At 65.1% G+C, this 25,439-nt stretch carries 23 protein-coding genes; 8 read left to right on the top strand and 15 right to left on the bottom strand.

Annotated features, from left to right (window positions below):
* Positions 1–5: 5 nt before the first annotated feature.
* The 4 genes from gsiB to NCR34_RS15445 all read right to left on the bottom strand — a co-directional run bounded on the left by gsiB (position 6) and on the right by NCR34_RS15445 (position 5,510).
* Positions 6–1,571 (bottom strand): glutathione ABC transporter substrate-binding protein GsiB, encoded by a 1,566-nt coding sequence (gsiB, locus tag NCR34_RS15460; RefSeq protein ID WP_250500364.1) that lies wholly within the window; start codon positions 1,569–1,571, stop codon positions 6–8.
* Between the two features lie 62 nt (positions 1,572–1,633).
* The gene (locus NCR34_RS15455) at positions 1,634–3,535 is read right to left on the bottom strand and encodes a dipeptide ABC transporter ATP-binding protein (protein ID WP_250500363.1); all 1,902 of its coding nucleotides are present in this window, start codon (positions 3,533–3,535) and stop codon (positions 1,634–1,636) included.
* On the bottom strand, positions 3,532–4,509 hold the full coding sequence (locus tag NCR34_RS15450) for an isoaspartyl peptidase/L-asparaginase family protein (RefSeq protein ID WP_250500362.1): 978 nt from the start codon (positions 4,507–4,509) through the stop codon (positions 3,532–3,534). Before NCR34_RS15450 ends, NCR34_RS15455 begins: the two co-directional genes overlap by 4 nt.
* Positions 4,506–5,510 carry a MurR/RpiR family transcriptional regulator gene (locus NCR34_RS15445; protein WP_250500361.1) on the bottom strand — a complete coding sequence of 335 codons (1,005 nt, stop codon included), beginning with the start codon at positions 5,508–5,510 and terminating at the stop codon, positions 4,506–4,508. Before NCR34_RS15445 ends, NCR34_RS15450 begins: the two co-directional genes overlap by 4 nt.
* A gap of 178 nt (positions 5,511–5,688) precedes the next feature.
* Between NCR34_RS15445 and NCR34_RS15440 the strand changes: the two genes are divergently transcribed.
* The gene (locus NCR34_RS15440) at positions 5,689–6,954 is read left to right on the top strand and encodes a mechanosensitive ion channel family protein (protein WP_250500360.1); all 1,266 of its coding nucleotides are present in this window, start codon (positions 5,689–5,691) and stop codon (positions 6,952–6,954) included.
* A 25-nt stretch (positions 6,955–6,979) separates the two neighbouring features.
* Here the strand turns inward: NCR34_RS15440 and NCR34_RS15435 are convergent, their stop codons facing one another.
* Complete coding sequence (locus NCR34_RS15435) at positions 6,980–7,126, bottom strand: hypothetical protein (protein ID WP_250500359.1); 147 nt, start codon at positions 7,124–7,126, stop codon at positions 6,980–6,982.
* On the opposite strand from NCR34_RS15435, the gene NCR34_RS15430 reads away from it, so the two are divergent.
* Positions 7,109–8,077: a LysR family transcriptional regulator gene (locus tag NCR34_RS15430; protein WP_250500358.1), complete on the top strand. Its 969-nt coding sequence runs from the start codon at positions 7,109–7,111 to the stop codon at positions 8,075–8,077. The genes NCR34_RS15435 and NCR34_RS15430 overlap by 18 nt on opposite strands.
* Before the next feature lie 16 nt (positions 8,078–8,093).
* On the opposite strand, the gene NCR34_RS15425 is transcribed toward NCR34_RS15430, so the two are convergent.
* On the bottom strand, positions 8,094–8,390 hold the full coding sequence (locus NCR34_RS15425) for a YciI-like protein (RefSeq protein ID WP_206469343.1): 297 nt from the start codon (positions 8,388–8,390) through the stop codon (positions 8,094–8,096).
* Positions 8,391–8,550: 160 nt separating this feature from the next.
* Between NCR34_RS15425 and NCR34_RS15420 the strand changes: the two genes are divergently transcribed.
* The gene (locus tag NCR34_RS15420) at positions 8,551–8,787 is read left to right on the top strand and encodes a hypothetical protein (protein ID WP_248322586.1); all 237 of its coding nucleotides are present in this window, start codon (positions 8,551–8,553) and stop codon (positions 8,785–8,787) included.
* 162 nt (positions 8,788–8,949) lie between these two features.
* Positions 8,950–10,773, top strand: a complete 1,824-nt coding sequence (locus NCR34_RS15415) for an OmpA family protein (RefSeq protein WP_250500357.1) — start codon at positions 8,950–8,952, stop codon at positions 10,771–10,773.
* 81 nt (positions 10,774–10,854) lie between these two features.
* Here the strand turns inward: NCR34_RS15415 and NCR34_RS15410 are convergent, their stop codons facing one another.
* Positions 10,855–11,343 (bottom strand): hypothetical protein, encoded by a 489-nt coding sequence (locus tag NCR34_RS15410; RefSeq protein ID WP_175941174.1) that lies wholly within the window; start codon positions 11,341–11,343, stop codon positions 10,855–10,857.
* A gap of 215 nt (positions 11,344–11,558) precedes the next feature.
* Between NCR34_RS15410 and NCR34_RS15405 the strand changes: the two genes are divergently transcribed.
* Positions 11,559–11,813 carry a GlsB/YeaQ/YmgE family stress response membrane protein gene (locus tag NCR34_RS15405; RefSeq protein WP_250500356.1) on the top strand — a complete coding sequence of 85 codons (255 nt, stop codon included), beginning with the start codon at positions 11,559–11,561 and terminating at the stop codon, positions 11,811–11,813.
* A 49-nt stretch (positions 11,814–11,862) separates the two neighbouring features.
* On the opposite strand, the gene hutI is transcribed toward NCR34_RS15405, so the two are convergent.
* A complete protein-coding gene (gene hutI, locus NCR34_RS15400) occupies positions 11,863–13,083 on the bottom strand; it encodes an imidazolonepropionase (protein WP_250500355.1) in 1,221 nt (406 codons plus the stop codon).
* The gene (gene hutU, locus NCR34_RS15395) at positions 13,080–14,753 is read right to left on the bottom strand and encodes a urocanate hydratase (RefSeq protein ID WP_250500354.1); all 1,674 of its coding nucleotides are present in this window, start codon (positions 14,751–14,753) and stop codon (positions 13,080–13,082) included. The genes hutI and hutU overlap by 4 nt, the downstream gene beginning before the upstream one ends.
* A gap of 230 nt (positions 14,754–14,983) precedes the next feature.
* Here hutU and NCR34_RS15390 point away from each other — a divergent pair, with 230 nt between their 5' ends.
* Positions 14,984–15,193 (top strand): hypothetical protein, encoded by a 210-nt coding sequence (locus NCR34_RS15390; RefSeq protein WP_250500353.1) that lies wholly within the window; start codon positions 14,984–14,986, stop codon positions 15,191–15,193.
* A gap of 33 nt (positions 15,194–15,226) precedes the next feature.
* Here the strand turns inward: NCR34_RS15390 and NCR34_RS15385 are convergent, their stop codons facing one another.
* From NCR34_RS15385 to NCR34_RS15375, 3 genes are all read right to left on the bottom strand, one after another.
* Complete coding sequence (locus NCR34_RS15385; protein ID WP_250500352.1) at positions 15,227–18,196, bottom strand: putative bifunctional diguanylate cyclase/phosphodiesterase; 2,970 nt, start codon at positions 18,194–18,196, stop codon at positions 15,227–15,229.
* A 166-nt stretch (positions 18,197–18,362) separates the two neighbouring features.
* Positions 18,363–19,037 carry an N-acyl amino acid synthase FeeM domain-containing protein gene (locus tag NCR34_RS15380; protein WP_250500351.1) on the bottom strand — a complete coding sequence of 225 codons (675 nt, stop codon included), beginning with the start codon at positions 19,035–19,037 and terminating at the stop codon, positions 18,363–18,365.
* Between the two features lie 574 nt (positions 19,038–19,611).
* A complete protein-coding gene (locus tag NCR34_RS15375; protein WP_250500350.1) occupies positions 19,612–20,034 on the bottom strand; it encodes a hypothetical protein in 423 nt (140 codons plus the stop codon).
* 302 nt (positions 20,035–20,336) lie between these two features.
* Here NCR34_RS15375 and NCR34_RS15370 point away from each other — a divergent pair, with 302 nt between their 5' ends.
* Positions 20,337–21,575 carry an EAL domain-containing protein gene (locus tag NCR34_RS15370; protein ID WP_250500349.1) on the top strand — a complete coding sequence of 413 codons (1,239 nt, stop codon included), beginning with the start codon at positions 20,337–20,339 and terminating at the stop codon, positions 21,573–21,575.
* A gap of 477 nt (positions 21,576–22,052) precedes the next feature.
* On the opposite strand, the gene pip is transcribed toward NCR34_RS15370, so the two are convergent.
* Positions 22,053–23,024, bottom strand: coding sequence for a prolyl aminopeptidase (gene pip / locus NCR34_RS15365; RefSeq protein ID WP_250500348.1), 972 nt, complete (start codon positions 23,022–23,024; stop codon positions 22,053–22,055).
* A 136-nt stretch (positions 23,025–23,160) separates the two neighbouring features.
* Between pip and NCR34_RS15360 the strand changes: the two genes are divergently transcribed.
* Positions 23,161–23,874 (top strand): lysophospholipid acyltransferase family protein, encoded by a 714-nt coding sequence (locus NCR34_RS15360; RefSeq protein ID WP_250500347.1) that lies wholly within the window; start codon positions 23,161–23,163, stop codon positions 23,872–23,874.
* Here the strand turns inward: NCR34_RS15360 and NCR34_RS15355 are convergent.
* Together NCR34_RS15355 and pcaQ are read right to left on the bottom strand one after the other, a co-directional pair.
* Positions 23,871–24,335 carry a response regulator gene (locus NCR34_RS15355; protein ID WP_250500346.1) on the bottom strand — a complete coding sequence of 155 codons (465 nt, stop codon included), beginning with the start codon at positions 24,333–24,335 and terminating at the stop codon, positions 23,871–23,873. The genes NCR34_RS15360 and NCR34_RS15355 overlap by 4 nt on opposite strands.
* Positions 24,336–24,429: 94 nt before the next feature.
* Positions 24,430–25,368, bottom strand: coding sequence for a pca operon transcription factor PcaQ (gene pcaQ / locus NCR34_RS15350; RefSeq protein ID WP_250500345.1), 939 nt, complete (start codon positions 25,366–25,368; stop codon positions 24,430–24,432).
* Between the last annotated feature and the right edge of the window lie 71 nt (positions 25,369–25,439).

Genomic DNA, 25,439 nt, shown 5'->3' with positions numbered 1-25,439 from the left:
GGTCTTTACTTGATGGCGATCTCGTCGAAATTGAACGAGCCATCCGGCATCACATACGCGCCGGAAAGACGCTTGCTGCGCGCGTACACGACCTTCTCCGTCACGAGAAAAATCCACGGCGCGTCGGCCCAGATGCGCTTTTGCGCATCCGCATAGAGCGCGGCTTTTTCGTTGCGGTCGGTGGTGGCGAGCGCCTTTTGCAGGTCGGCATCGACGTTTTCGTTCTTGTAGTACGCGGTATTCGCGAGCTTCGGCGGAAACGATGCGCTCGAAAGCAGCGGCGAGATGGCCCAGTCCGCTTCGCCTGTCGACGAAGACCAGCCGATGTAGTACATGCGCACCGGAGCCGTCGCGGGATCGGGCGCGCTGTCGACGCGCTGCACGCGCTGCCCCGCTTCGAGCGCCTCCACCGACGCTTTGACGCCCACCTGCGCGAGCTGCTGCTGCACGAACTGGATGATCTTCTGCGCGGTCGTGTGGTTATAGCCGGACCACAGCGTCGTTTCGAAACCGTTCGGATAGCCCGCTTCCTTCAACAGCTCACGCGCCTTCGCCGGATCGTATTTCCACGGGCCGGTCTTCGTCGCGTAGTCGACGCCGGGCGGCACGACGCCTTCAGCAGGCACCGCATAGCCCGCGAACGCGACCTTAACGAGCGCTTCCTTGTTGATCGCGTAGTTCAGCGCCTCGCGGACCTTCGGATTGTCGAAGGGCTTCTGCTGCATGTTCATGCTGATGTAACGCTGGATGATTGAAGGCGAAGCGATCAAGTCCACCTTCGGGCTCGACTTCAGCGTGGCGGCCTGCTCGAACGGCACCTGAAACGCGAAGTCCGCTTCGCCCGTTTGCATGAGCGCGGCGCGCGTGTTGTTATCGACGACCGGCTTCCAGTCGATCATGTCGATCTTCGGATAGCCCTTCTTCCAGTAGCCCGCGAACTTCTTCACCTTCAGGTCGTCGGTCTGTTTCCACTCGACGAACTCGAAGGGTCCCGTGCCCACCGGATGAAACGCGATCTCCTTGCCATACTTCTTAAGCGCGGTCGGCGAGATCATAACCGCCGACGGATGCGCGAGCACGTTGATGAACGCCGAGAACGGAAACTTGAGCGTGACCTTCACCGTGTACGGATCGACCACTTCGGTCTTGTCGATCTTGTTGAACAAGTTATAGCGCTTGAGCTTGTTCGCGGGATCGGTCACGCGGTCGAAGACGGCCTTCACGGCTTCTGCATTGAAGTCGGTGCCGTCGTGGAACTTCACGCCCTGGCGCAGATGAATGGTGTACACCTTCGCGTCGGGACTCGCCTCGTAGCTCGTCGCGAGCACGGGCTGAATCTTCATGTCCTTGTCGAAGCCGAAGAGCCCCTGATAAAACGACTTCGCGACCGCCTGCGAGAGCGTGTCGTTCGCATCGTACGGATCGAGCGTCGTGAAGGTCGAAGCGACCGCCATGACAGCAGTGCTTTGCGCGTACGCGGACACAGGACCGAGCGCCGCGAACGCAGCGAATCCGGCGAACGCGCCGGCGGATATGAGCGCGCGCAACGGTGAAGGACGAGAGGACGGCATCGTGAGGCTCCTTGGCTTGACGTTATGGTTCACAACGATGTGGTGCGGTATCGACTCATCGCTCAATAAGCGCCGCCGACATGATGCTCGGCGACGTAATGGCCAGGCCCGACCGCGACGAGCTTCGCGACCACCGGCTCGTCGCCGAGCTTGCGAATGGGACTCGGGATTTCGTCGGCGGCCAGCATGCGTTTTGCGTGACGGCGCGCGGGATCAGCCACGGGCACCGCGCTCATCAACTTCCTCGTGTACGGATGACGCGGCGCTTCGAAAACCGCGGCGCGCGGCCCGATCTCGACGATCTGCCCGAGATACATCACCGCGACGCGATGGCTCACGCGCTCCACCACGGCCATGTCGTGCGAAATGAACAGGTAGGCGACGCCGAGTTCGCGCTGCAAATCGAGCATCAGATTCACGATCTGCGCGCGCACGGAGACGTCGAGCGCGGAGACGGATTCATCGGCGATCACGACCTTCGGGTTCAGCGCAAGCGCGCGAGCAATGGCGATGCGCTGGCGCTGGCCGCCTGAAAACTCGTGCGGATAACGCTGCGCCGCTTCGGGCGGCAAGCCCACTCTGTCGAGCAGCCAGTCGACGCGCGCCTGCGCTTCCTTGCCGCTCGCGACGCCATGCACGAGCAGCGGCTCCATCACCGAAAAGCCGACCGTGAGACGCGGGTTCAGCGATGCGAACGGGTCCTGAAAAATGAACTGGATGTTACGCCGCAACGCTTGCAGTTCGGGGCCTTGAAGCGCGCTGATGTCGCGTCCGTCGAATTCGATCGAACCGCTCTGGCTCTCCACCAATCGCAACAGCGAACGCCCGGTCGTCGATTTTCCGCAGCCCGATTCGCCGACGAGCGCGAGCGTTTCGCCTCGACGCAGATCGAAGCTCACCCGTTCGACGGCATGCACCGCCGCCGTCATGCGCCCGAAGATGCCGCTTCTCACAGGAAAGCGCGTGACGAGATCGCGCACGCGCAGAATTGGCTGACTGCTTTCATCGACGGCGGGCTGCACTTCGTGCTCCACTGCCGCCGATGGCCGCAGCGCGCTCGCGTCGTCGGGGGCCACGTCTGCCGGAGCGACTTCGAGAATCGGGAACTTTGCGGGACGGTCGGTGCCGCGCATTGCGCCGAGCGTCGGCACCGCAGCGAGCAATGCCTTCGTGTATGCATGCTTCGGGCTACGAAACAGTTCGTCGGATCGGCCCTCTTCCACTTTCTCGCCGCGATACATCACCAGCACGCGGTCCGCCACTTCCGCCACCACGCCCATGTCGTGCGTGATGAAGATCACCGCCATGTTCATCTCGTCCTGCAAGCCGCGCACGAGTTGCAGGATCTGCGCCTGAATGGTCACGTCGAGCGCGGTGGTCGGTTCGTCCGCGATCAAGAGCGCGGGCTTGCAGGAAAGCGCCATGGCGATCATCACGCGCTGGCGCATGCCGCCCGACAACTGATGCGGATAACGCGCGAATACGCGGCGCGCTTCGGGAATGCGCACGAGATCGAGCAGCCGCAGCGCTTCGGCGCGCGCCTCCGCGCGGCTCTTGCTCTGATGCAGCGCGATGGCCTCGGCAATCTGGTCGCCCACCGTGAACACCGGATTGAGCGATGTCATCGGCTCCTGAAAGATCATCGCGATATCCGCGCCGCGCACGCCGCGCATCGTGGCGGACGACGCGCGCGCGAGGTCGAGCACCTGTCCGTTGCGCCGCCGAAACGCGATGCTGCCCGATGCAATGGAGCCGCCGCCATGCTCGACGAGCCGCATCAATGCGAGCGACGTCACGGATTTGCCCGATCCCGATTCACCGACGATCGCGAGCGTCTCGCCGCGATCCACGTTGAACGTGATGTTGCGCACCGCTTCCACGGTCCGCGAGCGCGAGCGGAATGTGACGGACAGATCGCGCACGTCGATGACGCGCGAGTCCGGTAGGGTCGGCGTCGCGCTCATGAGCGGTAGATGGCCGTGACCGCCTGTTCGCCGACTCGCGCGAACCCGCGATACATGCCTTCGGTGTTGAACGGCAGCGTGACGTTGCCGCGCGCATCGACGGCGATGAGACCGCCGCGTCCGTCGATACGCGGCAGCTTTGTCATCACGACGTCCTCCGCGGCGGCCTCGAGCGTCAGCCCGCGATATTCCATCTGCGCGGAGACGTCGTAGGCCGCGAGCATGCGGATGAACATCTCGCCGGCGCCGGTGGTCGATACCGCGCAAGTCGCGTCGTTCGCGTAGCAGCCCGCGCCGATCAACGGCGCATCGCCGACGCGGCCCGCCTGCTTGTTGGTCATGCCGCCCGTGGACGTAGCCGCCGCGAGATGGCCGCGTGCATCGAGCGCCACTGCGCCGACCGTGCCGAACTTCTTCTTCGGATCGATGGGGTCGTCCTCGCCGCTTTGCTGTGCGGCTCGTGTGGCGGCATCGTGATCCAGTAGCGTGCCGGACTTGCCGCGCGCGTCGAGCCATTGCTGATAGCGCGCATCGGTATGAAAGTACGATGGATCGACGAACTGCAGCCCTTGCGCTTGCGCGAACGCCTCGGCGCCTGCGCCCGTGAACATGACGTGTTCGCTCACGTCGAGCACGCGGCGCGCGGCGAGCACGGGGTTTTTCACGCGCGTCACGCAACTTATCGCGCCGGCGTCGAGCGTCGCGCCGTCCATGATCGACGCGTCCAGTTCGTGGGTGCCCGCTGCGGTGAACACCGCGCCGTGGCCCGCGTTGAAGAGCGGACAGTCTTCGAGCAGGCGCACGGCTTCGGTCACGGCATCGAGCGCGCTGCCGCCGTCGGCGAGCACGCGCTGGCCCGCGCGCAGAATGTCGCCGAGCGCCGCGTGGTAGCGCGCTTCGGCGTCGGTGCTCATGGCCGAGCGCAGGATCGTGCCCGCGCCGCCGTGAATGGCGATGACTGGAATGGCGCTCATGTTTCGCGCGGCTCCGTGTGAGTGGGTCGTTTGGCGGATGCGCGACGCGGCGCGCGCGCAGACGTAGCCGATTGCGTGACTGACGGCACGGTCGCAACTCCGTTCAACATCGGCGGCGCGACGAGCCACGGCAGCACGAATTCGGTGAGGCCCGATGCCGCTTCCACCGAGCGTTTCGCGCGATGCGCGACTGCGTCGCACAGTGCTTCGATAACGGCGAGCACCGCCGTATCGCAATTGGCGGCCAGGCGGCGCTCGGCGCGGATGGTCAGTACGAGATCCGCGATGCACGCGAGCGGCGATGCGCCGCTGTCCGTGAGCGCCACGACGCGCACGCCCCGCTGCCGCGCTTGCCGCGCGAGCGCGATGGTGTCGTCGACATAGCGCGGAAATGCGATGGCCACGAGCACGTCGTCGCGCGATGCGGTGAAGAGCCGCCGCGCCGCATGCGACGGCCCGCCGTGCAGCGCGAGCGACTGCACGTCCGCGCAGTACGGCGTGAGGCCGTGTTCCATGAGACCCGCGAGAAACGCGCTCGCGCCGTAGCCGAGCACGAACACGCGTTGCGCGCTCAGGACGGCTTCGACGAGCGCTTCGGCCTTCGCGGCATCGACCGAAGTCTGCGCGAGACGCACGTTGGCTGCTGCCTGCGCGAGCGACGATTCGAAGACTTCCGCACCGCTCGCCGGCGATTCGAGCGATGAGCGGAGACGTTCGACCGGCGCGATGGTCGCCTCGAAGCCGCGCACGAGCGCCTCGCGGAACGCGGGATAGCCCGAGAAGCCGAGCGCCCGCGCGAAGCGGTTCGCCGTCGCGATTGACGCGCCGACGGCGTCCGCCAGTTCGTCGATGCGCATGGTCGCCGAGCGGAACAGGTTCGCCAGCACGAACGCGCCCATGCGCTGATGAATCGGCGTGAGCCTCGGCATGGCGGCGGCGATGCGCGTCGAAATCAGCTCATCGGCACTCGCGGGCGAAACGACCGGTGGGCGGCGGGACATACGAGGGCGGCAGGCTGCTCGGAAGTCGTGGTGAAAGTATGTTTACCCAAAACCGCCGCCAAAAAAAATTCATTTTCATCGGCCTGGGGTTTTCGATAAGCCGCACGCGCCCGTCCAACGGACCTTGCATGTTCATGCACAATACGGGACGCATCACTTCTTTGGCCATGATCCACGCATGAATCTCGACTGGCTTCCAGACACGCTTTCACGGCATCTTCCGACGCAGCCCTGGGCGCAACTGCTCCTCGGACTCGCCGCCCTCTTCGTCATCGCCGAGTTCGCGCAATGGGTCATCGCGCGCGTGCTGCTTCGGATCGCGCACCGGCTGCTCGTGCTGGCCGGTCATTCGGCGTGGGATCAGGCGTTCATCCGGCATCGCGCGTATCACCGGCTCTGGTATGCGGCGCCGTTCGCGGTCGTCGCGCTCGGCATCGGCGAAGTCCCGCATATCGGACACTGGGCGACGGCCGTGGCGCGCGTCGCGCACGGCGCGGCATGGGTGTGCGTGTTCCTCGCGACGGGCAGCGCGCTGTCGGCGTGGCAGGACGTCTACGCCGCGAGCAAGGAAGCGCAGACGCGCTCGATCAAGGGCTACATTCAGATCGGCAAGCTCGCGCTCGCGTTGATCTGCTTCGTGCTGGTGCTGTCCATTCTCATCGACCGTTCGCCGCTCTGGATGCTCTCCGGGCTCGGCGCGCTCTCTGCCGTGCTGCTGCTCGTCTTCAAGGACACGCTGCTATCGCTGGTCGCGAGCACGCAGCTCACGTCGAACGACATGCTGCGCATCGGCGACTGGATCGAAATGCCGCAAGCGCTGGCCGACGGCGCGGTGAAGGACATCGCGCTGCATACGGTGAAGGTGCAGAACTGGGACAACACCATCACGACGGTGCCCACGTACAAGCTCTTTTCGGAGAGCTATCGCAACTATCGGCACATGTTCGAATCGGGCGCGCGGCGCATCAAGCGGTCCATGCGGATCGACGCGCAATGCGTGCGCTTTCTCACCGATGAGGAGACGCAACGCATGATGCGCTTTCGCCTGCTGCACGATTATCTGCTGCAAAAACAGACGGAAGTCGAACAGGCAAACCGCAATCTCGGCGAACTCGCGGCGGAGCCTGCGAACCGGCGGCGGCTCACGAACATCGGCACGTTTCGCGAGTACGGGCTCGCGTACCTGAAGCATCATCCGGAGATACGGCAGGACCTGGCGATCATGGTTCGTATGATGGAGCCGGAATCGCAGGGCATTCCGGTCGAGGTCTACTGTTTCACCGCGACGACCGCGTGGATGCAATACGAGCGCATTCAGGGCGACGTGTTCGATCATCTGCTCGCGATCCTGCCCGAGATGGGCCTGCGGCTCTATCAGGCGCCTTCGGGCACCGACTTCGCCGGCGTCGCCGGACGTCTTCGCGGCGAAATGCCGACGCTCTGAGGCCTCGAGTTTTCTGCTGGAAGAATCAGGCAAGAATCGTCCAGTTTTGTGTATTCACGCATCGCGCGCCGGTCCTTACGATGTGACCATTCGCCGATGCGCCGTCCGGCTTGCCGCGCGCATCGCCATCCATCGCGAACAAGGAAAACTCACCGTGATCGATCGCGTCCATGCCATGCGTGTCTTTACGCGTGTCGTCGATACGAACAGCTTCACGCGCGCCGCCGAATCGCTCGGCATGCCGCGTGCAAGCGTCTCGACGACCGTGCAACAACTCGAAGCGCTCGTCGGCGTGCAATTGCTCGCACGCACGACGCGGCGCCTGAACCTGACCGTCGACGGCGCCGCCTACTACGAACGCTGCGCGCAGATTCTCGCCGACATCGACGAACTCGAATCCGGCTTCGGCGCGGGTGAGGAACGGCTGCGCGGGCGGCTGCGCGTCGAGATGCCGGATACGGTCGCGACGTCGATCGTCGTGCCCGCGCTGCCTGAGTTTCACGCGCGCTATCCGCAGATCGAACTGTCGATCGGCATCGGCATGCGCAATGTGGATCTCGTCGGCGAAGGCGTCGATTGCAGCATTCAGCTCGGCGAATTGCCCGATTCGGGATTGATCGCGCGGCGGCTCGGCATGCTCGAACAGGTGACGTGCGCGAGCCCCGCCTATCTGGAAAAGCACGGCACGCCCGCGACCCTCGACGAACTCGCGCAGCACGTCGCGGTGAACTGCGTGCCGGAAAAAAGCGGCCGCCCTGCGGACTTCGAATTCGACGTGGATGGCAAGCCGTTCACCGTGAGCATGCGCGGCTTCGTGCAGGTCGCCGACGAGCACGCGTACCTCGCGTGCGGGCTCGAAGGGCTCGGCCTGATCCAGCCGCTTTCCATCGCCGCGCAGCCGTATCTGCGCTCCGGCCAACTGCGCGAAGTGCTGCCGCAATGGAAATCGCCGCCGCTCAAGGTGTCGGTCGCGTTCCTGAAGAGCAGGCAGGCGACGCCGCGCGTCTCCGTGTTCGTCGACTGGCTCGCGGAGTTGTTCGAGCGCTCGCAACAAATGGACGACACGCTCGCGAGCCTGTATCGCGCGGCACGGCGTCGGCCCGAGGAAACGGCGGACGCCTGAGCCCGCCGTCTCCGGTCTAGCGAACGGGCGTGGCCGCGTCCTCGCCCACCACCGTGTTCCATTTGCGCACTTCCCAACGCTCGACCAGTTTGTTCGTCACATACGGATCGTTGCGGGCGAACGCTTCGGCGGCGTCGGGCGAGTCGCCTTGAAACAGCAGCATCGCGCGATCCGCCGGCGCATCCAGCGCGCCCGCCAGCACGATCTCCCCGCGCTCGACGGCTTCCCACGCCAGTTTCAGATGCGCATCGCGAAATTGCGCGCGGCGCTCCAGATAGTCCGCGCACAGGTGATAAACCAGCAAATAGTGCATGAGCCTGTCTCCTCGCTCGAAGTCGTGTCATAGCCCGAACGGCTATCCGATGGATTTTTGCCCCGTTTGCGGGCAGTTTTGAGATTCAATCAGAACCGTCTGATCGTCAATCGTTACAAGATGGCACATCATGCGCGGGTACTCGAATCAGGACCCTCCCATGTATCGCGATCAACCTCCCTGCAACACCTGCGCGAAGCACGATTGCCGCTCTTGCGCGTGGACCTCGCCGCTCGACGCATCGTATCGCAGATTCATCCACGCCCATTCCGTCTTGTCGCTGCTCGCCGTCGCCGCGCGCAATCTCGAAACGCCCGCCGCGAAGCCGTCATGGTTCGAGGGCGTGAAGGCGCGCATCGCGCGCATTTTTTCGGATTCGTCCGCGCGTTCGCGCTGAAAAACAGCTGTCAAGCGTTACAAGCGCCTTCTTCAATGAAGTGGCGTGCGCGCGGCACATGTGTAAAGAAATATCCCGTCAACTTTTCAGGATACCTGCACATATAGAATGCGCACGTCATTGCGCCCGCGCTCGGCGTCATAGTAAAAGGATAGGCAGTCGATGAGTATCAATCTGGTTCAGGCGGTCAACACCGCGATCTCCAGCGAGATCGCGGAACAGTTATCGCAGAAGTTCGGCATTCCTGCGCAGATCGTGCAGCAACTGGCCGCGCGCACCGCGCCGGGGCTGGTCGCCTCGGTGATGGACCGGTCGGCGCTCGCCGACGGCGCGCGTGCCGTGTATTCCGTCATCATGTCGCCCGAAGCGAACGCCTTCGTGGCCGAGCAGTTGCGAAACGTCATCACGACGACCGCCGGTCTGAAGCATCTGGAGGCGTCCGGTCATCTGCTCGCTTCGCGCGCCACGGGCCAGCGCATCGACGCCCTGACCGACGCGGTATCGGCCGAAACGGGCGTGCCCGTGCAGGCCACGTCCGCGCTCGCGGGCATGTTGTCGGCCATCATGTTCGGCATCCTCAAGCATCACTTCCTGCTCTCGCAGGCGAATTTGTCGCAGTTGCCGGGCTTGCTGCGCGACCAGATCGGCGAGATGCGCGCATCGCTCACGCATAACGCGGCGAGCGCAATCGGCGTGGGCAACGTGGATGGCTTCGTGAGCAGTATCGGCGCGCGGCTCGACGCGGTGGGATCGACGCTGGATATCGCCGACGAGCCCCCGGTGCCGACAGCGGGCTCGGCGAGCTACGGTTCGCCTGCGCCCGCGCGAAACACGCCGCCGGTCGTGGCGCCGCCGCCTCCGCCCGCGCCCCCCGTGGCGCCGGCGCCGACGATGTCCGCGCCGCTGCGCGCTCCCGTGCGCAAGCCGGCGCCGAAGCGGTCCAACAAGGCGGTGTGGCTGCTTTTCGCGGTGCTCGCTGCGATCCTCGCGCTCGTGTATTACCGCGGTTTCACCCACAATCCGAACGTCGATCTGAGCTCGAACGCGGCAACGACGCCCGTTGCGACGGTCGCGCAGCCCGCTTCGCAGGCCACGGCTCCGATGGACACGGCATCGACCGCCATCCCCGCTTCCGCTTCGGAACCCGCCGCCCATTTCGGCGCGGCGAGCGAAGCAGCAGCCAGCACGCCGGTTTCGGCAGCGAAGGACGCGCAGATGGTGTTTTCCGTCAGCGAAGCGGGCGTGCCCTCCGTTCAGGCGACGGTCGGCACGGATGCCGAAAAGCAGCAACTCGTTGCGGCACTAGCGCATCGTTTCGGACAAGGCTACAGCGCGGACGTGACGGTGGCGCCGGGTACGCCTGCCGCCCCGTGGCTCGGCCGGCTCAAGGACTTGACGCCGTTGATGGCGGTGCCGGGCGCGGAGGCGAAGGTCGTCGGCTCCAAAGTTGAGTTGAGCGGCGCCGCGGCGGACGCCAAGCTCGGCTGGACTGATCGCCTGAAGAACTCGCTCGGCGGCATGTTCCAGGTCAGCTCGTTCGACGTGGAAAGCGCGGTGGCGCACGCCACGCAGTCGTTCCGCAGCGCGATGAAGACGCTGCTGGCCACCGACGACGCCTGCTCCGGACCGAAACTCACGGCTGTGCTCGATCTGCAGGTGGTCAACTTCGGCCGTTCGAGCGCCACGGTGCCCGAAGGCGCGGCCGCGACGCTTGGCGAAACGGCGCAGCTGCTCAAGAACTGCGCGGCGAAGGGTTCGATGGTCAACCTCGACATCGCGGGCTATTCGGACGGCGTCGGCGCGCCGCCCGCGAAGCTGGAAATGTCGAAAGAACGCGCGCAGGCTGTCCGTGCGTTTCTCGTGAAGAACGGCGTGCCGCCGCAGTCGCTCACGGCAACGGGCTACGGCGACGCCAACCCTGTGGCCGACAACGCGACCGCCAGCGGACGTTTCGCGAACCGTCGCATCGAGTTCGTCGTCAAGTAAGCGTTGCCTGCTCTTGGCACAGAAAAATGCCGTCACGTTCGCGTGACGGCATTTTTGTTTTTCGCGGCAAGCGCGAGCCGCTTAATTCGGCTTGGCGAAGTCGTTCTCGGCCCACCGCTCAGCGCTCGCCTTGTTCAGCTTGAACGCCGGCGAGACGCGTACGTGCGCCAGTTGCGCGCCGAACGCATCGATGGCCTTCAGGTCGGCGTACGGGTCGTCGTCATCGGGAACGATATCGAGCGTGACCGTGATCTCCTCGCCGCGCACGTCGATGGTGACGTTCTTGTGCAGCATCGCGTGACGCTGTTGCTCATGGCGGCGCAACACCTCGGAGGCCGTCTTGACTAGCGTGCGAAACGCGGCGGCGTCCAGCGGCTTCGGGTTCTTCTTGTCGCGGCCCATCGTCCACGGACCGACGAGCGCCGGTTCCGCCTCGCCCGCCTGAATCATCTCGACGGCCCAGCCGTCGTCATCTTCGTTCTTGATTACGCGGGCGGTCCAGCCGTCGTCGCGCCAGAGGCGGTCTTCGTGGAGCGGCTCGTCAGTGGAAGGGAGTGCGGAGTCGGTCATCGTGCAGTGCGGTGTCTGTGCGTGAAGCAATGCAACGAATTCTACCTGCTAGATTGCGTGGCATCCCGCGTGCTACCCGCATTAGCCGAACGGTCTATGCCGTCCACGGCCGGCGCGGCCATACTCAAACGCGACCGGCCGTGCTACGTTGAAGCACCGGGCGACGCCCGGACCCTATCTGCTAACACGCAGCAATCACGTGAAGGAGCAACCGCATGCTTGCATTCATTGGTACCTTGATCGTTGGACTGATCGTCGGTCTGATCGCCCGCGCCATCAAGCCGGGCGACGACAGCATGGGCTGGATCATGACCATCGTGCTCGGCATTGCCGGATCGCTGATCGCGGGATACGTAGGCCGGGCGCTCGGCTGGTATCAGCCGGGACAGCCTGCGGGGTGGATCGCCTCGGTCATCGGCGCGATCATTCTGCTCGTCATCTATGGAATGGCGCGCGGACGCCGCGCTTAACCACCCTGCACGTAAGACCACGCCCCGCCGGAATCGTCGGGGCGTCGTCTTATCCGGCGCGTGTATCGAAGGCGATTTCCTCGCCATTGCGCACCACCCGATTCGACAGCGCGCCGCCGAGCCAGTACACGAGTTCGGCGGGCCGGTTGATGCGCCAAGCCACGAAATCGGCCGCCTTTCCCGCCTCCAGCGAGCCGTGCGTTTCCTTCAGGCCGATTGCCTGCGCAGCGTGGATCGTGACGCCCGCGAGCGCCTCCTCCGGCGTCAGACGAAAGAGCGTGCAGCCCATGTTCAGCATCATGCGCAGCGACAGCGCGGGCGACGTGCCCGGATTCAAATCACTCGCCAGCGCGATCGGCACGCCGTGCCGGCGTAGTGCGTCGACGGGCGGGACTTGCGTTTCGCGCAGCATGTAGAACGCGCCGGGCAGCAGCACGGCGACGGTCCCGGCGTGCGCCATCGCGATGGCGTCGTCCTCCGTCATGTATTCCAGATGGTCCGCCGATAGCGCCTCGTAGCGCGCCGCCAGCGTCGCGCCACGCAGCGACGACAACTGCTCCGCGTGCAGCTTGACCGGCACGCCGAGGTCGCGCGCCGTCCGGAACACGCGCTCGACTTGCTGCGGCGAAAACGCGAGATGCTCGCAGAAGGCATCGACGGCATCGACGAGTTCTTCGTGAACGAGCGCCGGCAGCATCGCTTCACACACGTAGGCGATGTAGTCGTCCGGGCGGCCCGTGTACTCGGGCGGCAGCGCATGCGCCGCGAGGCACGTCGCGCGCACCGTGAGCGGCAGCGCGCCGGCGAGACGCCGCGCGACGCGCAGCATCTTGCGTTCGTTCGCGAGGTCGAGGCCGTAGCCGGATTTCACTTCGATGGTCGTCACGCCGTCGCGCATCAGAGCCAGCGCGCGAGAGCGGGCCGCGTCGAACAGCGCGTCTTCGCTCGCGTCGCGCGTCGCGCGCACCGTGCTCGCGATGCCGCCGCCGCGCGCCGCGATTTCCGCGTAAGTCGCGCCTTCGAGACGCGCCTCGAACTCGCCGCTTCGCTCGCCGCCGAAGACGAGGTGCGTATGGCAATCGATCAGCCCGGGCGTCACCCACGCGCCGCCGAGGTCGACTCGCTCGCAGCCGCTATCGCGCGGCGCATCGGCAAGCGGCCCGATCCACTCGATGCGCCCGCTGTCCGTCAAGATCGCAGCGTCCTCGATGGTCGAATACTTGCCGCCTGTCATCGTTGCCGCGTGACAGTGATGCCAGAGCGTGCTCATCGCGAAATCATCGGCAGATCGAGGTTCTGCTCGCGCGCGCATTCGATCGCGATGTCATAGCCCGCGTCTGCGTGGCGCATGACGCCGGTCGCCGGATCGTTGTGCAGCACCCGCGCAATGCGCTCGTCGGCTTCGCGGCTGCCGTCGCACACGATCACCACGCCCGCGTGCTGCGAAAACCCCATGCCGACGCCGCCGCCGTGGTGAATCGACACCCATGTCGCGCCGCTAGCCGTGTTCAGCAGCGCATTGAGCAGCGGCCAGTCGGAGACGGCGTCGGAGCCGTCCTTCATCGCTTCGGTTTCGCGATTCGGACTCGCGACCGATCCCGAATCCAGATGATCCCGCCCGATCACCACCGGCGCCGACAGTTCGCCGTTACGCACCATTTCGTTGAACGCGAGGCCGAGCTTGGCGCGCTGGCCGAGCCCGACCCAGCAAATGCGCGCCGGCAAGCCCTGAAAGCGGATGCGCTCGCGCGCCATGTCGAGCCAGCGGTGCAGATGCGCGTCGTCGGCGATCAGCTCTTTCACCTTGGCGTCCGTCTTGTAGATGTCCTCGGGATCCCCCGAGAGCGCGGCCCAGCGGAACGGCCCGACGCCGCGGCAAAACAGCGGCCGGATATACGCGGGCACGAAGCCGGGAAAGTCGAATGCGTTCGCGACGCCTTCTTCCTTCGCCATCTGGCGGATGTTGTTGCCGTAGTCGAACGTCGGCACGCCCTGTTCACGGAACGCGAGCATCGCGCGCACGTGCTCGGCCATCGACTGCTTCGCGGCCTTCACGGTCGCCGCCGGATCGCTCTGCGCGCGGTCGCGGTATTGCGTCCACGTCCAGCCTCGCGGCAGATAGCCGTTCAGCGGATCGTGCGCGCTCGTCTGATCCGTGACGAGGTCCGGCCGCACGCCGCGCCGGACCAGTTCGGGCAGCACGTCGGCGGCATTCGCGCACAACGCGACCGACACCGCGCGGCCCTCCGACGTATAGCGGCCGATCCGCGCGAGGGCATCGTCGAGATCGCTGGCTTGCTCATCGACATAGCGCGTTTTCAGACGAAAGTCGATGCGGCTCTGCTGGCATTCGATATTCAGCGAGCACGCGCCCGCAAGCGTCGCGGCGAGCGGCTGCGCGCCGCCCATGCCGCCCAGCCCCGCCGTGAGCACCCAGCGACCTTTGAGCTTGCCGCCGTAATGCTGCCGTCCCGCCTCGACGAACGTCTCGTACGTGCCCTGCACGATGCCTTGGCTGCCGATATAGATCCAGCTTCCCGCCGTCATCTGGCCGTACATGGCGAGACCTTTCGCGTCGAGCGCGTTGAAGTGCTCCCAGTTGGCCCAGTGCGGCACGAGATTCGAATTAGCGATGAGCACGCGCGGCGCGTTCTCATGCGTGCGAAAGACGCCGACCGGCTTGCCCGACTGGATCAAAAGCGTTTCATTGGATTCGAGGCGCTTGAGCGTCTCGACGATTTTGTCGTAGCAGGCCCAGTCGCGCGCCGCCCGTCCGATGCCGCCATAGACCACGAGTTCGTTCGGATTCTCGGCAACGTCCGGGTCCAGATTGTTCATCAGCATGCGCAGCGGCGCTTCGGTCAGCCAGCTTTTGGCGTTGAGCTGGCTACCGCGCGGGGCGCGGATCTGGGTATCGCGGAAACGGGAGGATGACGTCACGGTGGCTCCTGCGCACGGGCATTGAGTGGTTCACCGCATGTTCTTGTATATACAACTCGCGTTGTACTAGGGATTTCCCGGGCATGAAGCAGTGTTCCCCCCGCTGTCTTGTCTAGACAGGAACCGCCCGCTACGCGCACGCCGGAGAGCCGCGCCGACTATTTCGTCCGCGTATTTTGGCCGGTTATGTTGAATGCCTTTCTTGAATGCCCAATCCATACAAACGCGACATGAGCACACTCGAAGCATTTCACGCAGTTATCACCGACGATAATGCGCCGCAAATCATCCGCGATCACGTTGTCGATGCGCTCCAATATGCGCTTCGAAATCACGCCGGCTATTTCACGCGAAAAGAACTGCAATGGCTCGCGCAATGGGACGACACGCGCATTCCCATTGCGGCGGAAAAGATTCTGAGTGAGATGAAAGCGGCCTGAGCACGGCCGCCGAAAACGCGCGGATTATCAGTATCAATGCGTGCTCGCGGCGCGCGTGCGCCGCTCGAAGTCGATGGCAATGGCCTGCGCCGGTTCCGACAGACACTGCACGAAGCTGACGACCTCCGGGTCCTTGACGAAGCTCGCCGCCGAGCGGGCCGCGAGAATGGCCGAACTGTCCTGCGGCCGCGCGACCAGAAAGCCCTGCACGTAATCGACGCCGATTTCCTGCAACGCGCGCAGCGTATCGATATCCTCGACCCACTCCGCCACGCTTCGCATGCCGAGATTGCGCGCCAGCGCGACGATCGCCTCGACGATCGCGATATCTGCCGGATGCTCGCACATCGAGCGCACGAATTCGCCGTCGATCTTGAGCGCATCCGCCGAAAGCGACTTCAGGTATTTGAACGACGTATAACCCGCGCCGAAATCGTCGAGCGCGATTTTGCCGCCCATTTCGTGAACGCGCGCAATGAAACGCTGCGTGTTTTCGAGGTCGTGCAGCGCGACGCTCTCGGTAATTTCGAGGCACAGATACTGGACGACCGACTGGTGCCGCGCGAACAGCGCGAAGATGTCCTCCATGAACTGCTCGTCGTTGAGCGAGCCGCCGGACAAGTTCACGCAGATGAACTGCGTGTTCGTCAATTCGTGGCGGTGCGTCTCGATCCATTCGAGCAGCGTGGAAATCACCCAGCGGTCGATGGCCGCGATATTGCCCGATTCCTCCGCCGCGACAATGACCTTGCCCGCCGGCAGCGTGGTCCCGTCGGGCGCGCGCATGCGCAGCAGCACTTCGAAGTTCAGCGACTCGTTCGGCGCGCGCAGCGACATGATCGGCTGCATCACGAGAAAGAGGCCGGGCGGCAGGCGATTGCGCCCCAGCGTTTCGACAAGCTTCAGTTCTTCCGCGCGCTCCTCGAACGCCGCCGCGCCCTTGCGATACGTGACCAAGTGCGTGTGCGCGACCTTCTTGGCTTCGCGGCACGCGCGGTCGGCGTGCGAGAGCGCGTCCTGCACGCGCACGCCCTGCGAACATTCCACGAGACCGATCGACGCCTTCACCTGAAACGCGCGATTGCCGACCTGATACGGCGCGTCGCTCAGAATGGAGATGAGCTCGCGGCATTGCGCGATGGCGTCTTCGATCGACGTGTCGTTCATCACGCAAACGAACTCGTCGCCGCCGATGCGACCGACCGGATAGCTGCGCGCAAAATGCGCCCGGGTGCGCGCGGCGACTTGCCGCAAGACTTCGTCGCCGCTTCGGTGTCCGAAGAGGTCGTTGACGAGCTTGAAGCGGTCGAGATCGACATACGCGAGCGCCCACGGCAGCGATTCCTCGTTCTGCGCAGCGATCGCTTTCTCGACGCCGCGGCGGTTCAGCGAGCCGGTAAGCGGATCGTGCTCGGCGAGAAAGCGCAGGCGCTCGACCGCTTTCGAACGTTCGGTCGTGTCCTGCAGTGAACCTTCTATCCAGCCGTTCGAGCGTATGGCCTTCAGCAAGTAGCGCCGCTCGCCGGTGCCGCGTTCCACCGAACCGCTCATTTCCAGTTCGCCGTCGCTGCCCTTCGACGCAAGCGCCTGCAACGCGCCCCACGCGCCCGGTTCGAAATAGTCGTGCCAGTGACGCTGCTTGTACTCGCCCTTTTGCAAGTCGAGCATGGCGCGCAACGCGGGATTCGTGCGGACGAAGTGACCTTTCTCGTCGAGCGTGAAGAGCCCGATGGGCGTGACTTCATAGGTATTGCGCAATTCCATCTGCGCCTGCCGGCGGACGTCGCGCTCGGCGCGCATCTGCTCGGCAATGGCGAACGCGGCCATCATGCTTGACGACAGCGCGGCCATGACCGTGTTGACGCCGCTCAGGAGCAGCTTCACGCCGAATGCAGCGCCGAGCACTTCCGAGAAGGTGGCGAACAGCACGATGGCAAGCGACGCCACGTACCACAGCACGGTCCGCGAACGCGCCATCCACACGAGGCGCACGAGGAAGAACACCAGCACGCAGATGCCGAATCCCGCGATGACCCACAGCGTCGGGATGAACAGCGAATAAGGCAACGCGAGCGCCGCGACGAGCAGCACGATGCCCACGTACTGAATGACCCGCAGCAGCCACCGATAACCGACCACGCGTAGCTCGCGACGGAACAACTGCGCAAAGAGCGCGGCGGTGAGCAGATAGTAGGCGGCGAAGGTGATCTGCCGCAGCGGCATCATGAATTCCGACGGCAGCACGCGGCCGAGCCACTGCATGTCCCAGCCCATCGCGTTCGCGCAGAGCCGGAGATTGCCGACGAGCCATACCGCGAAGATCACGTACGTCCACTCGCGGTTGATGAGAGCCGTGACGAAAACGAAGACGGCGAGCGTCAGGAGGCCGCCCGCGATGAGACCGGAGCTTTCCTGAAAGTCGAGCGCGGAACTGCGCAGGCCCTGCCAGTTCCACGCAAGCGCGTTGATCTGGGCCGGACCGGAGTACGTGCCGCGGCAAAGGATCGCCTCGGGTTGCGTGAGGCGCCCCGCCTGAATGAAGAAGCCGGCCTTCACCGGATGCATCGACCCGCTCGCCGAATCGCGGTCGGCGCGGCCGAGCGGAAGCAAGGTCGCTGCGTCCCAGCAGGCAAGCGTTTGCGCGTGACGCGAAGGCAATTCCACCGTGGTCGTCAACTCGCCGCCCATCGGGGGCGCAGTGAACGTGAACCAGACGGGCTTTTCGGAAAGATGGGTGCTGTAACGCTGAACGGGCGCCGCGCCGCTGAGCGCAGCGAGCGCCTCGGCGGGTCGCAACTGCTCGCCTTCGTCCGCCACGACGCGCAGCGGCAGCGCAATGGCGCCGCGCGATTCGTACTGGCGCGGCAGGAAATAAAGCGTGGCGATGGTGCCGATCGCGATGAGAAACGGCACCGCGTAGACGGCGACCGCGTACAGCGCGTCGTCGATCCACGAGCCGCTTCGTTTGAATCTCGATAAGGAAGCTGGAATAACCGACGCCATACCTGGACAACCCCCGTTCACGCCGCCAGCGCCCCGTCGCGCCGGCATTGGCGAACAGCGGGACGGCACGCCGTCACCGCTGCCTTTTTGGCCAACCGGACCGCGCCGGGGTCCGGTTAATTACTTTTTACCTTCGTTGGTGCATCCCTGAAAAACGGCGGTGCCATTAACGGCCATAAGCCATCAACGGCGCCTCCGGGCATCCTACCGTTTCCCAATCAAAAGATAAATCGACAGATTGCAGATCGATGTCCGGATGATGCGTGTTCACCATATAGTTGAACAATGGATGACGCGCTTCTTCCCAACGCTGCCGCGCGACAGCCACTTCTTTCGCCAACACTCGGTGCGGTAACCCACCGACATGCGACATCGGCAGATATTCATTCGCACCGAAAACATCTCTGAACAACATTGCCTCGTATTCACGGTCGAGCGGCGCGCGCGCGGTAATCACCATCCAGTCGATGTCGTGCAATTCGCAGAACATCCACAACGCCTTGCACAGCGCCACTTTCACGACACGGCCGACCATGCCGCCCGCGACGCCCAGCCGCGTGGCTTCGGCGAGGCGGCTCGTCGCGAGATGCTCCGGCAACGTGATCGACTGCTCGACAGCGAGCGGCCCATATGCATTGGTCTGAATGCGCATGGTGCCGAGCGGCGCGCCGTCGAGTTTCGACTCCGCGAGCAGCACAGCCGTGCCGGGATCGCGGTCTGAACGCTCGACCGACATTTTCTCGGCGAACTCCGGCAAATGCCGCCCATACGCAGAACGTCGGATGCTTACGGCTTTTTGCAGCCCGTCATCGTCGCGGACGATACGAATAGTAAACGGCATGCGCTCGGTTTTCTGAAGCGAGGGCACGACCGTAAGCGTCGGGCGAAGCGCGCTGTCGAATTGATTTGCTTGGTTGACGGCGGCGTGATTGGCAAGATCCAGACGTTCCATTTGTTAAACCCCATTTTTTCTCGGCGATTAGGATGTGCCGCGTCATGAGGGCTGATGGTAGGTAGGACCCTCAATGCGGCGTGTCGAGCCTCTCACGAAGTCAAATAACGGGGTGCGCGCTTGCCGCTGTTCAGGAGCAATGTCGGTGGAGGAAAACTTCTAAAACGAATTATCAACCGGTAGGCTTCGACGATCGAATAAGCATCTGCCGTACGGGAATAATCGTGCACGAAAATGGTGAACCGAAACGAGGGCAAGCCAGAGACAAAACCCCGCGCGAGAGGCAATTCGAAGAATAGCTGTCAATGCCGAAATAAGACATGACTCTTAAGCGCTTGCGAAATAGAAAACCACTGACGGAAACGTTTGCGTGTCGTATTTGCCGCTGGCACGCGCCGTCAAAAGAAAAACGCGGATGCAGCCGCAGCCGCTATCCGCGTTCGTCGTGCCGGCAGAGCCCGCTTTACTCTTCCTCGTCGAGCCAGGGAATATCGACGTCCGTAATGAAAGCGACCATCGCGAGCGGCCGGCCTTCCTGTCGCCCGAGGTTGCCATCTGCCCGCTGCCATTCGCACCGGAACACCGTGCCCGGCGTGTCGGCGAGCAGCGTGACGGTGCGGATCTCGTCCGGATCGTTCTCTTCGACGGGGCCGTCGAGCGAGACGAGCAATTGCTGCGGCCAGACGCCGTCGGCGGGATCGTAGATCTTGTCGCCATCGTGGATGACGACGTGCGCCTCGACGCCGATGGTCGCCGATGCCTCGACGATCATCTTGCCGAGCGCGCGCAGCACCGCGGTGGCGCGGCCCGAGTTGGCCTGACGGATCGCAAGATCGCCGCGCGTCAGCGCCTGCTCGAGTTTCGGATTGGTTTTCTGTTGCGCCATCGATGTCTCTCTTGAAGTTCGAATGCAGCGTTCGACGAGCCGCGCGCCAGGTAGTTGCAGCGCGATCGTATCACCGCATCATCAAAGATAGGTCGCGGGACGTGCACCGGCAAATCCGGCGGCGCGCTCAAGTTCGTGTGGGGCACGCCGATAACGTGGGCATCCCATTCGAAGTTTCGTATCGCCGCCGTGCTGCCGTTCTCCGATCTGTCCGCCGACCCGTGCGCGCCCTCGTCTGCTCTGCCTGACGACCGCTGGCCGGCGCGCGCCTGCCGCGCCCCGCGCGAACGGGTGGAAGATTGATGCGGCGCGCCGAAGTCGTCGACGGCATCACGCTCTCGACGCACGTCCAGCCCATCTTCAGCCTTTCGCATCAACGCGAAATCGGCTATGAGGCGCTGCTGCGTGGCAAGAAAGACGCGAGCGATGACGAACCGCTGATCGGTCCGTTCGATCTCTTCGGCCGCGCGATCGTGTCGGGCAAGGTCGTCGAGCTGGACCGCCTGAGCCATCTCACGCATCTGCGCAGCGCCGCCGGCTTCTTGCCCAGCGCCCAGTGGCTCTTCGTCAACATGAATCCGGCGACCTTCACCGATGCGGGCTATGCCCGCGAATTCGCGCAGCGCACGCGCGATGCCGGGCTCGCGCCCGAGCAGCTCGTGATCGAAGTGCTGGAGTCGGGCGGCATCGACGTCGAACACATTGCCGGCGCGACGCGGGCGTTTCGCGCGGAGGGCTTTCTCGTCGCGGTCGATGACTTCGGCGCGGGCCACTCCAACGTCGACCGGCTGCTGACGATGCGCCCGGACATCGTCAAGCTCGATCGCAGTCTCATTCGCGTGCAAAACGCGCAGAAGCGCGCGCACCTGAGCGACTGGGTGCTGCCGAAGCTCGTCGATCTGCTGCATCAGTCGGGCATGTTCGTGGTGGCGGAAGGCATCGAGACGCGCGAGGATCTGCTGCTCGCCGCGCGTGCCAACGTCGATTTCGTGCAGGGCTATCTCCTCGGCAAGCCGAGCGAAGGGCTGATGCCGGGCGGCGCGGCCACCGCGTTGATCGAAGAGGCATTCGACACGCTCGCGCAGACGCGCCGCACCGAGCGCCTGACGCGCGACCTCTTGCTGATGCCGTATCGCGCCGGGCTCGCGCAGGCGGCGCGACGCCTCGCGGGCGGCGCGAGCGGCGAGTCCGCGTGCGCCGAGATTCTGGCGCTGCCGAGCACCGTGAACTGTTTCTTTCTCGACGAAGCCGGCCGCGAGTTCATGCCCGCGCTGCCCGGCGTCTGCGCGAAGCGGCGCAGCGAGCGTTTCGCGCCGATTGCGGACCCGTCGCGCGGCCGCTGGGACAACCGCTCGTATTTCGTCGATGCCTGCGCGCAGCCGCAGCAGGTCATCACGTCGGCGCCGTATCTCTCCGTGACGGGCACGTCGCTGTGCGTGACGCTCGCTATCGCGACGCGGCGCGGCGAGCGGACCATCGTCGCGGGCGTCGATCTGGACTGGCGACGTCTCGCGGAAGCGGCGCGCACGCCGTTGCCTTGATGGCCCGTCCGGGCTCGCTATCGTCGTAAGCGCGACCCTCGGCTGGCGGGCGCTCGCCGAAACCGCGCGCACGCCGCTAGCCGATCGCTCGTCCGCACCCGCCGGCAGACAGGTGGCGAGCCTCTCCCGCCATCGTCAGAAGCGTCACCCTCGACTGACTAGCGCTGGCGAAGCCGCGCGGACGCCGCCGCGTCGATTGCTCGTCCAGCCACGCTTGCGGGCGGATGACGGGCCACGCACGCCCTCGTCGCGAGCGCAACTCTCGACTGGCGACCACTCGCCGAAACCGCGCGCACGTCGCTGCTTCGATCACTCGCCTGCGCTGATTACACGCCCGCGTCGACATTTGCGGCGAGCGGGACTTCGCCACAAGAGTACCCTCGGACGGCGGGTGCACGCCGCTGCTTCGCTTGCTCGCCTGCGCGCGTTCACGGGCCGGTGACGACAGCCGCGCGATCGTCGCAGACGCCCGCCCCCTCACACCCCCTGAACGGCCTCCGCAAGCGCCGCCGCGCCCACCCGCAGCGCCGCCACGTTGCCCGGCTCGAACGTCCAGTGCCCCGCGCCGCTCACGACGGCCAGTTCCGCGCCCGGCCAGTGCGCCGCGAGCGCGACCGCCTGATCCGCCGGACACACCATGTCGAAGCGCCCGTGGACGATTCGGCACGGCAGATGCGCGATGCGCGCGACGCGCGGCAATAGCGGCGTCGGCGGCAATTCCTCCGCCATGTAATGACGCTCGAGCAGCGCCATGGAAACCGCCGCGGCGTTGGCCTCGGCGCTCGGCCGCTTGTCCTCGTCGGCGGGTTCCGTGGCCGGCTTGTTGACGACCGATAGCGTCGTCTCATACAGCGTCCACGCTCGCGCGAGCCGGGCGCCCGCCTCGTCGAAGCGCGCGAGCGGCGCCTCGGTCAGCGTCAGAATCTCCTGCGCGTTCGCCGGGCGCTGGCCGCAGGCGGCTTCGATCGCGTCGAGAAACGCGCGGTGCGCGTCCGGAAACACGCGACGCACGTCCCACAGGAACCAGTCGATATCCTCCTGGCGCGCGAGGAACACGCCGCGCAGCAGGAAGCCCGTGCAGCGTTCCGGATGCGCGACGCCGTACGCGAGGCCGAGCGTCGTGCCCCACGAACCGCCGAAAATCGCCCATCGCTCGATGCCGAGCGCGACGCGCAGCTTTTCCATGTCGCCGACGAGCGCGTCGAGGCCGTTGCGTTCGAGCTTGCCGAAAGGCGTCGACTTGCCACAGCCGCGCTGGTCGAAGAACACCACGCGCCACGCTTCCGCGCCGAGCACTTCCGCCCACTTCACGTTCATCGCGCCGCCGGGGCCGCCGTGCACGACGACCAGCGCGGGCGCATCGCGCGGGCCCTGCGCGCGCCAGTAGATCGAATGTCCGTCGCCGACGTCGAGCATGCCCTCGTCGAAATTCACCGGCACTGCATCCATCGCGTCTTTCCCGAAAGTGTTGAACGGCGACCATTGTTGCATTCGGACGCGAGCCGCGCATGAAAGCTCCCGAAAGAGCGATACGCTATGCTTCTGCCCTTATCGCCTTCCCTTAATCCGACAGCTTCCACGCCCGATGCGCCGCACTCTCGTCAAGTGGCTATTCGCTACCTATCTGCTCGGCAGCGGCACGCTCTGGTCGATCCTGATCCTGCCGCTCTTTCCGTTCGTCGGCCGGAACGGGCGCTACTGGCTCGCGAAGCTCTGGTGCCGCGCGATGGTCGCGATGATGCGCGTCATCGCCGGCGTGACCTGCTCGGTCGAAGGGCTGGAGCATCTGCCGCACGGACCGTTCATCATCCTGAGCCGGCACGAATCGACGTGGGAGACGCTCGCATTCATGGCGCTCTTTCCGCGCCGCATCAGCTTCGTCTTCAAGCGCGAACTGATGAAGATTCCGTTTTTCGGCTGGGTTCTGCGCGGACTCGACATGGTGAGCCTCGATCGCGGCTCGATCCGGCAGGCGCATCAGGCGGTCACGCGGGAATGCGCGGCGCGGCTCAAAAAGGGCGATGCCGTCGTCATTTTTCCGGAAGGCACCCGCGTTGCCCATGATGCGCCGCTCAAGCTCGCCTCGGGCGGCGTGCGGCTCGCCTGCGCGACGAAAGTGCCCGTGGTGCCGGTCGTGCACGACGCCGGGAAGGTGTGGCCCGCCAAAGGCTGGCCGGACCGCGGCGGGCACATTCGCGTGATCGTCACGCCGCCGCTGCCGCTGGATTGCGAGATTCCGCAGGAGTTGAACCGGCTCGCGCAGCACCAGATGGACGAGGCGCTCGCCGAACTGCGTTAGTAAAGCGGGCGTTTCTTCGCGGCGCACAGCCGGTTAACCGCCGAGAGCAGCGTTTCGGTGTCCACCGGCTTGCGCAGATAGCCGTCGTAGCTAACGAACGCCGGCGGGTTCGGATGCCCCGAAATCATCAGAAACGGAATGTGCGCGAGCGACGCGTCGTTTTTCATCGTCTGGCAAAGCAGCGCGCCGCCCAGGCCTGGCATCATCCAGTCGGACACGACGATGTCCACCGCCTGCTCTCCGAGGATCGATAACGCCCGGTTGCCGTCGAAAGCGCTGAGGACGGTGCAATCCTCGCCCTGCATGCAGAGAGTCCAGGCTTCGATGGTGCTGGGGTCGTCGTCGACGAGAAGTACGGTCTTCATGGTGCGAACGGTGCGGGCACGGGTTGAATGCGGGAACGAGGGCCGGGCGGCAGCGAGTGGTTGACCGTGAACGTTTGCTTTCGATGCCGCGAGCACGCCATGTCCGCCCTTTCGTCATAGTATTTTGTTCCCGCGAAATTTGCGCGGTAAATGCTGCCTGAGCAAACAGCGGGCCGCGCGCGCGCGTCGGTCATTTGCTCGCCGCGCGCGAGCGTCCCGCCTCGCGGATGGCATCCACGAGCGATTCCTCCACCGCCGTGCGCGCGGCGTCGTTGCGGCGGATGAGCCCGATGGGCTCGTCGGTGCCGGCGAACGGCATCGGCAGCGCGACCAGCAGCCCAAGCGCGATGTCGTGCTCGACCGCGCCGGCAGGCACGAACCAGACGGCGTCGTTATGAAGCGCGAGCGAGCGTCCGAGCGAGACCGACAGCGTTTCGACGAGCGCGGTCAGCGCGTGCGCGCCGAACGCGGTCAGCATGCTTTCGGCGGACTGCCGGATGAGCGTGCCGAACGGCGGCACGACAATGGCGAAGCGCGTGAGCAGCGCCGGCGTGAGCGGCGTTTCGAACACCAGCGGATGATCGCGCCGCACCGCCACCGCGAGCGGCTCGCGATAGATCTGCTCGAACGACAGCCCGTGCATGGCCTCCGGTTCCGACAGCCGCCCGACCACCAGATCGACTTCGCCGGCCTTCAGACGGTCCAGCAGCGGCGCGTTCGAGTCGGTCTGCACGCTCAGCGAGACCGCCGGCCATTGCTGCCGGAAGACGGCGAACGCGGGCGGCAGCAACGCGTTCGCGACCGTCGGCAACACGCCGATCGAAACGGTGCCCGGCACGTCCCCGCGCTCCCGCAGCAGCATGTCGACGCCCTCGCGCAGCGACGCCACGCACGCGCTCGCGTGCGGCGCGAAAAGCCGCCCCTCGCGCGTCGGCACCGCGCCGCGCCGTCCGCGCTCGAAGAGCCGCACGCCTAGAATGGATTCGAGTTCGCCGATCGTTTTCGACACGGCCGGTTGCGTGATCGACAAGCTATCGGCCGCGCGCTGCACGCTGCCGAGTTGCGTCACGGCCAGGAAGCACTGCAAGTGTCGGAACTTGACGCGCGTGTTGGTGAAGTCCGTATCCATGAAGAGCCGTTATGGTTCGCCGCATAAAACGTCATTTTCCATAACTCGGCGCGTTCGTTAAAGTAGTCGCC

Origin of the sequence: Caballeronia sp. GAWG1-5s-s (assembly GCF_023631445.1) — a bacterium.
Lineage (GTDB): Bacteria > Pseudomonadota > Gammaproteobacteria > Burkholderiales > Burkholderiaceae > Caballeronia.
Note: the sequence above shows the minus strand (reverse complement) of the source record. Positions and strands in the feature narration are given on the sequence as shown.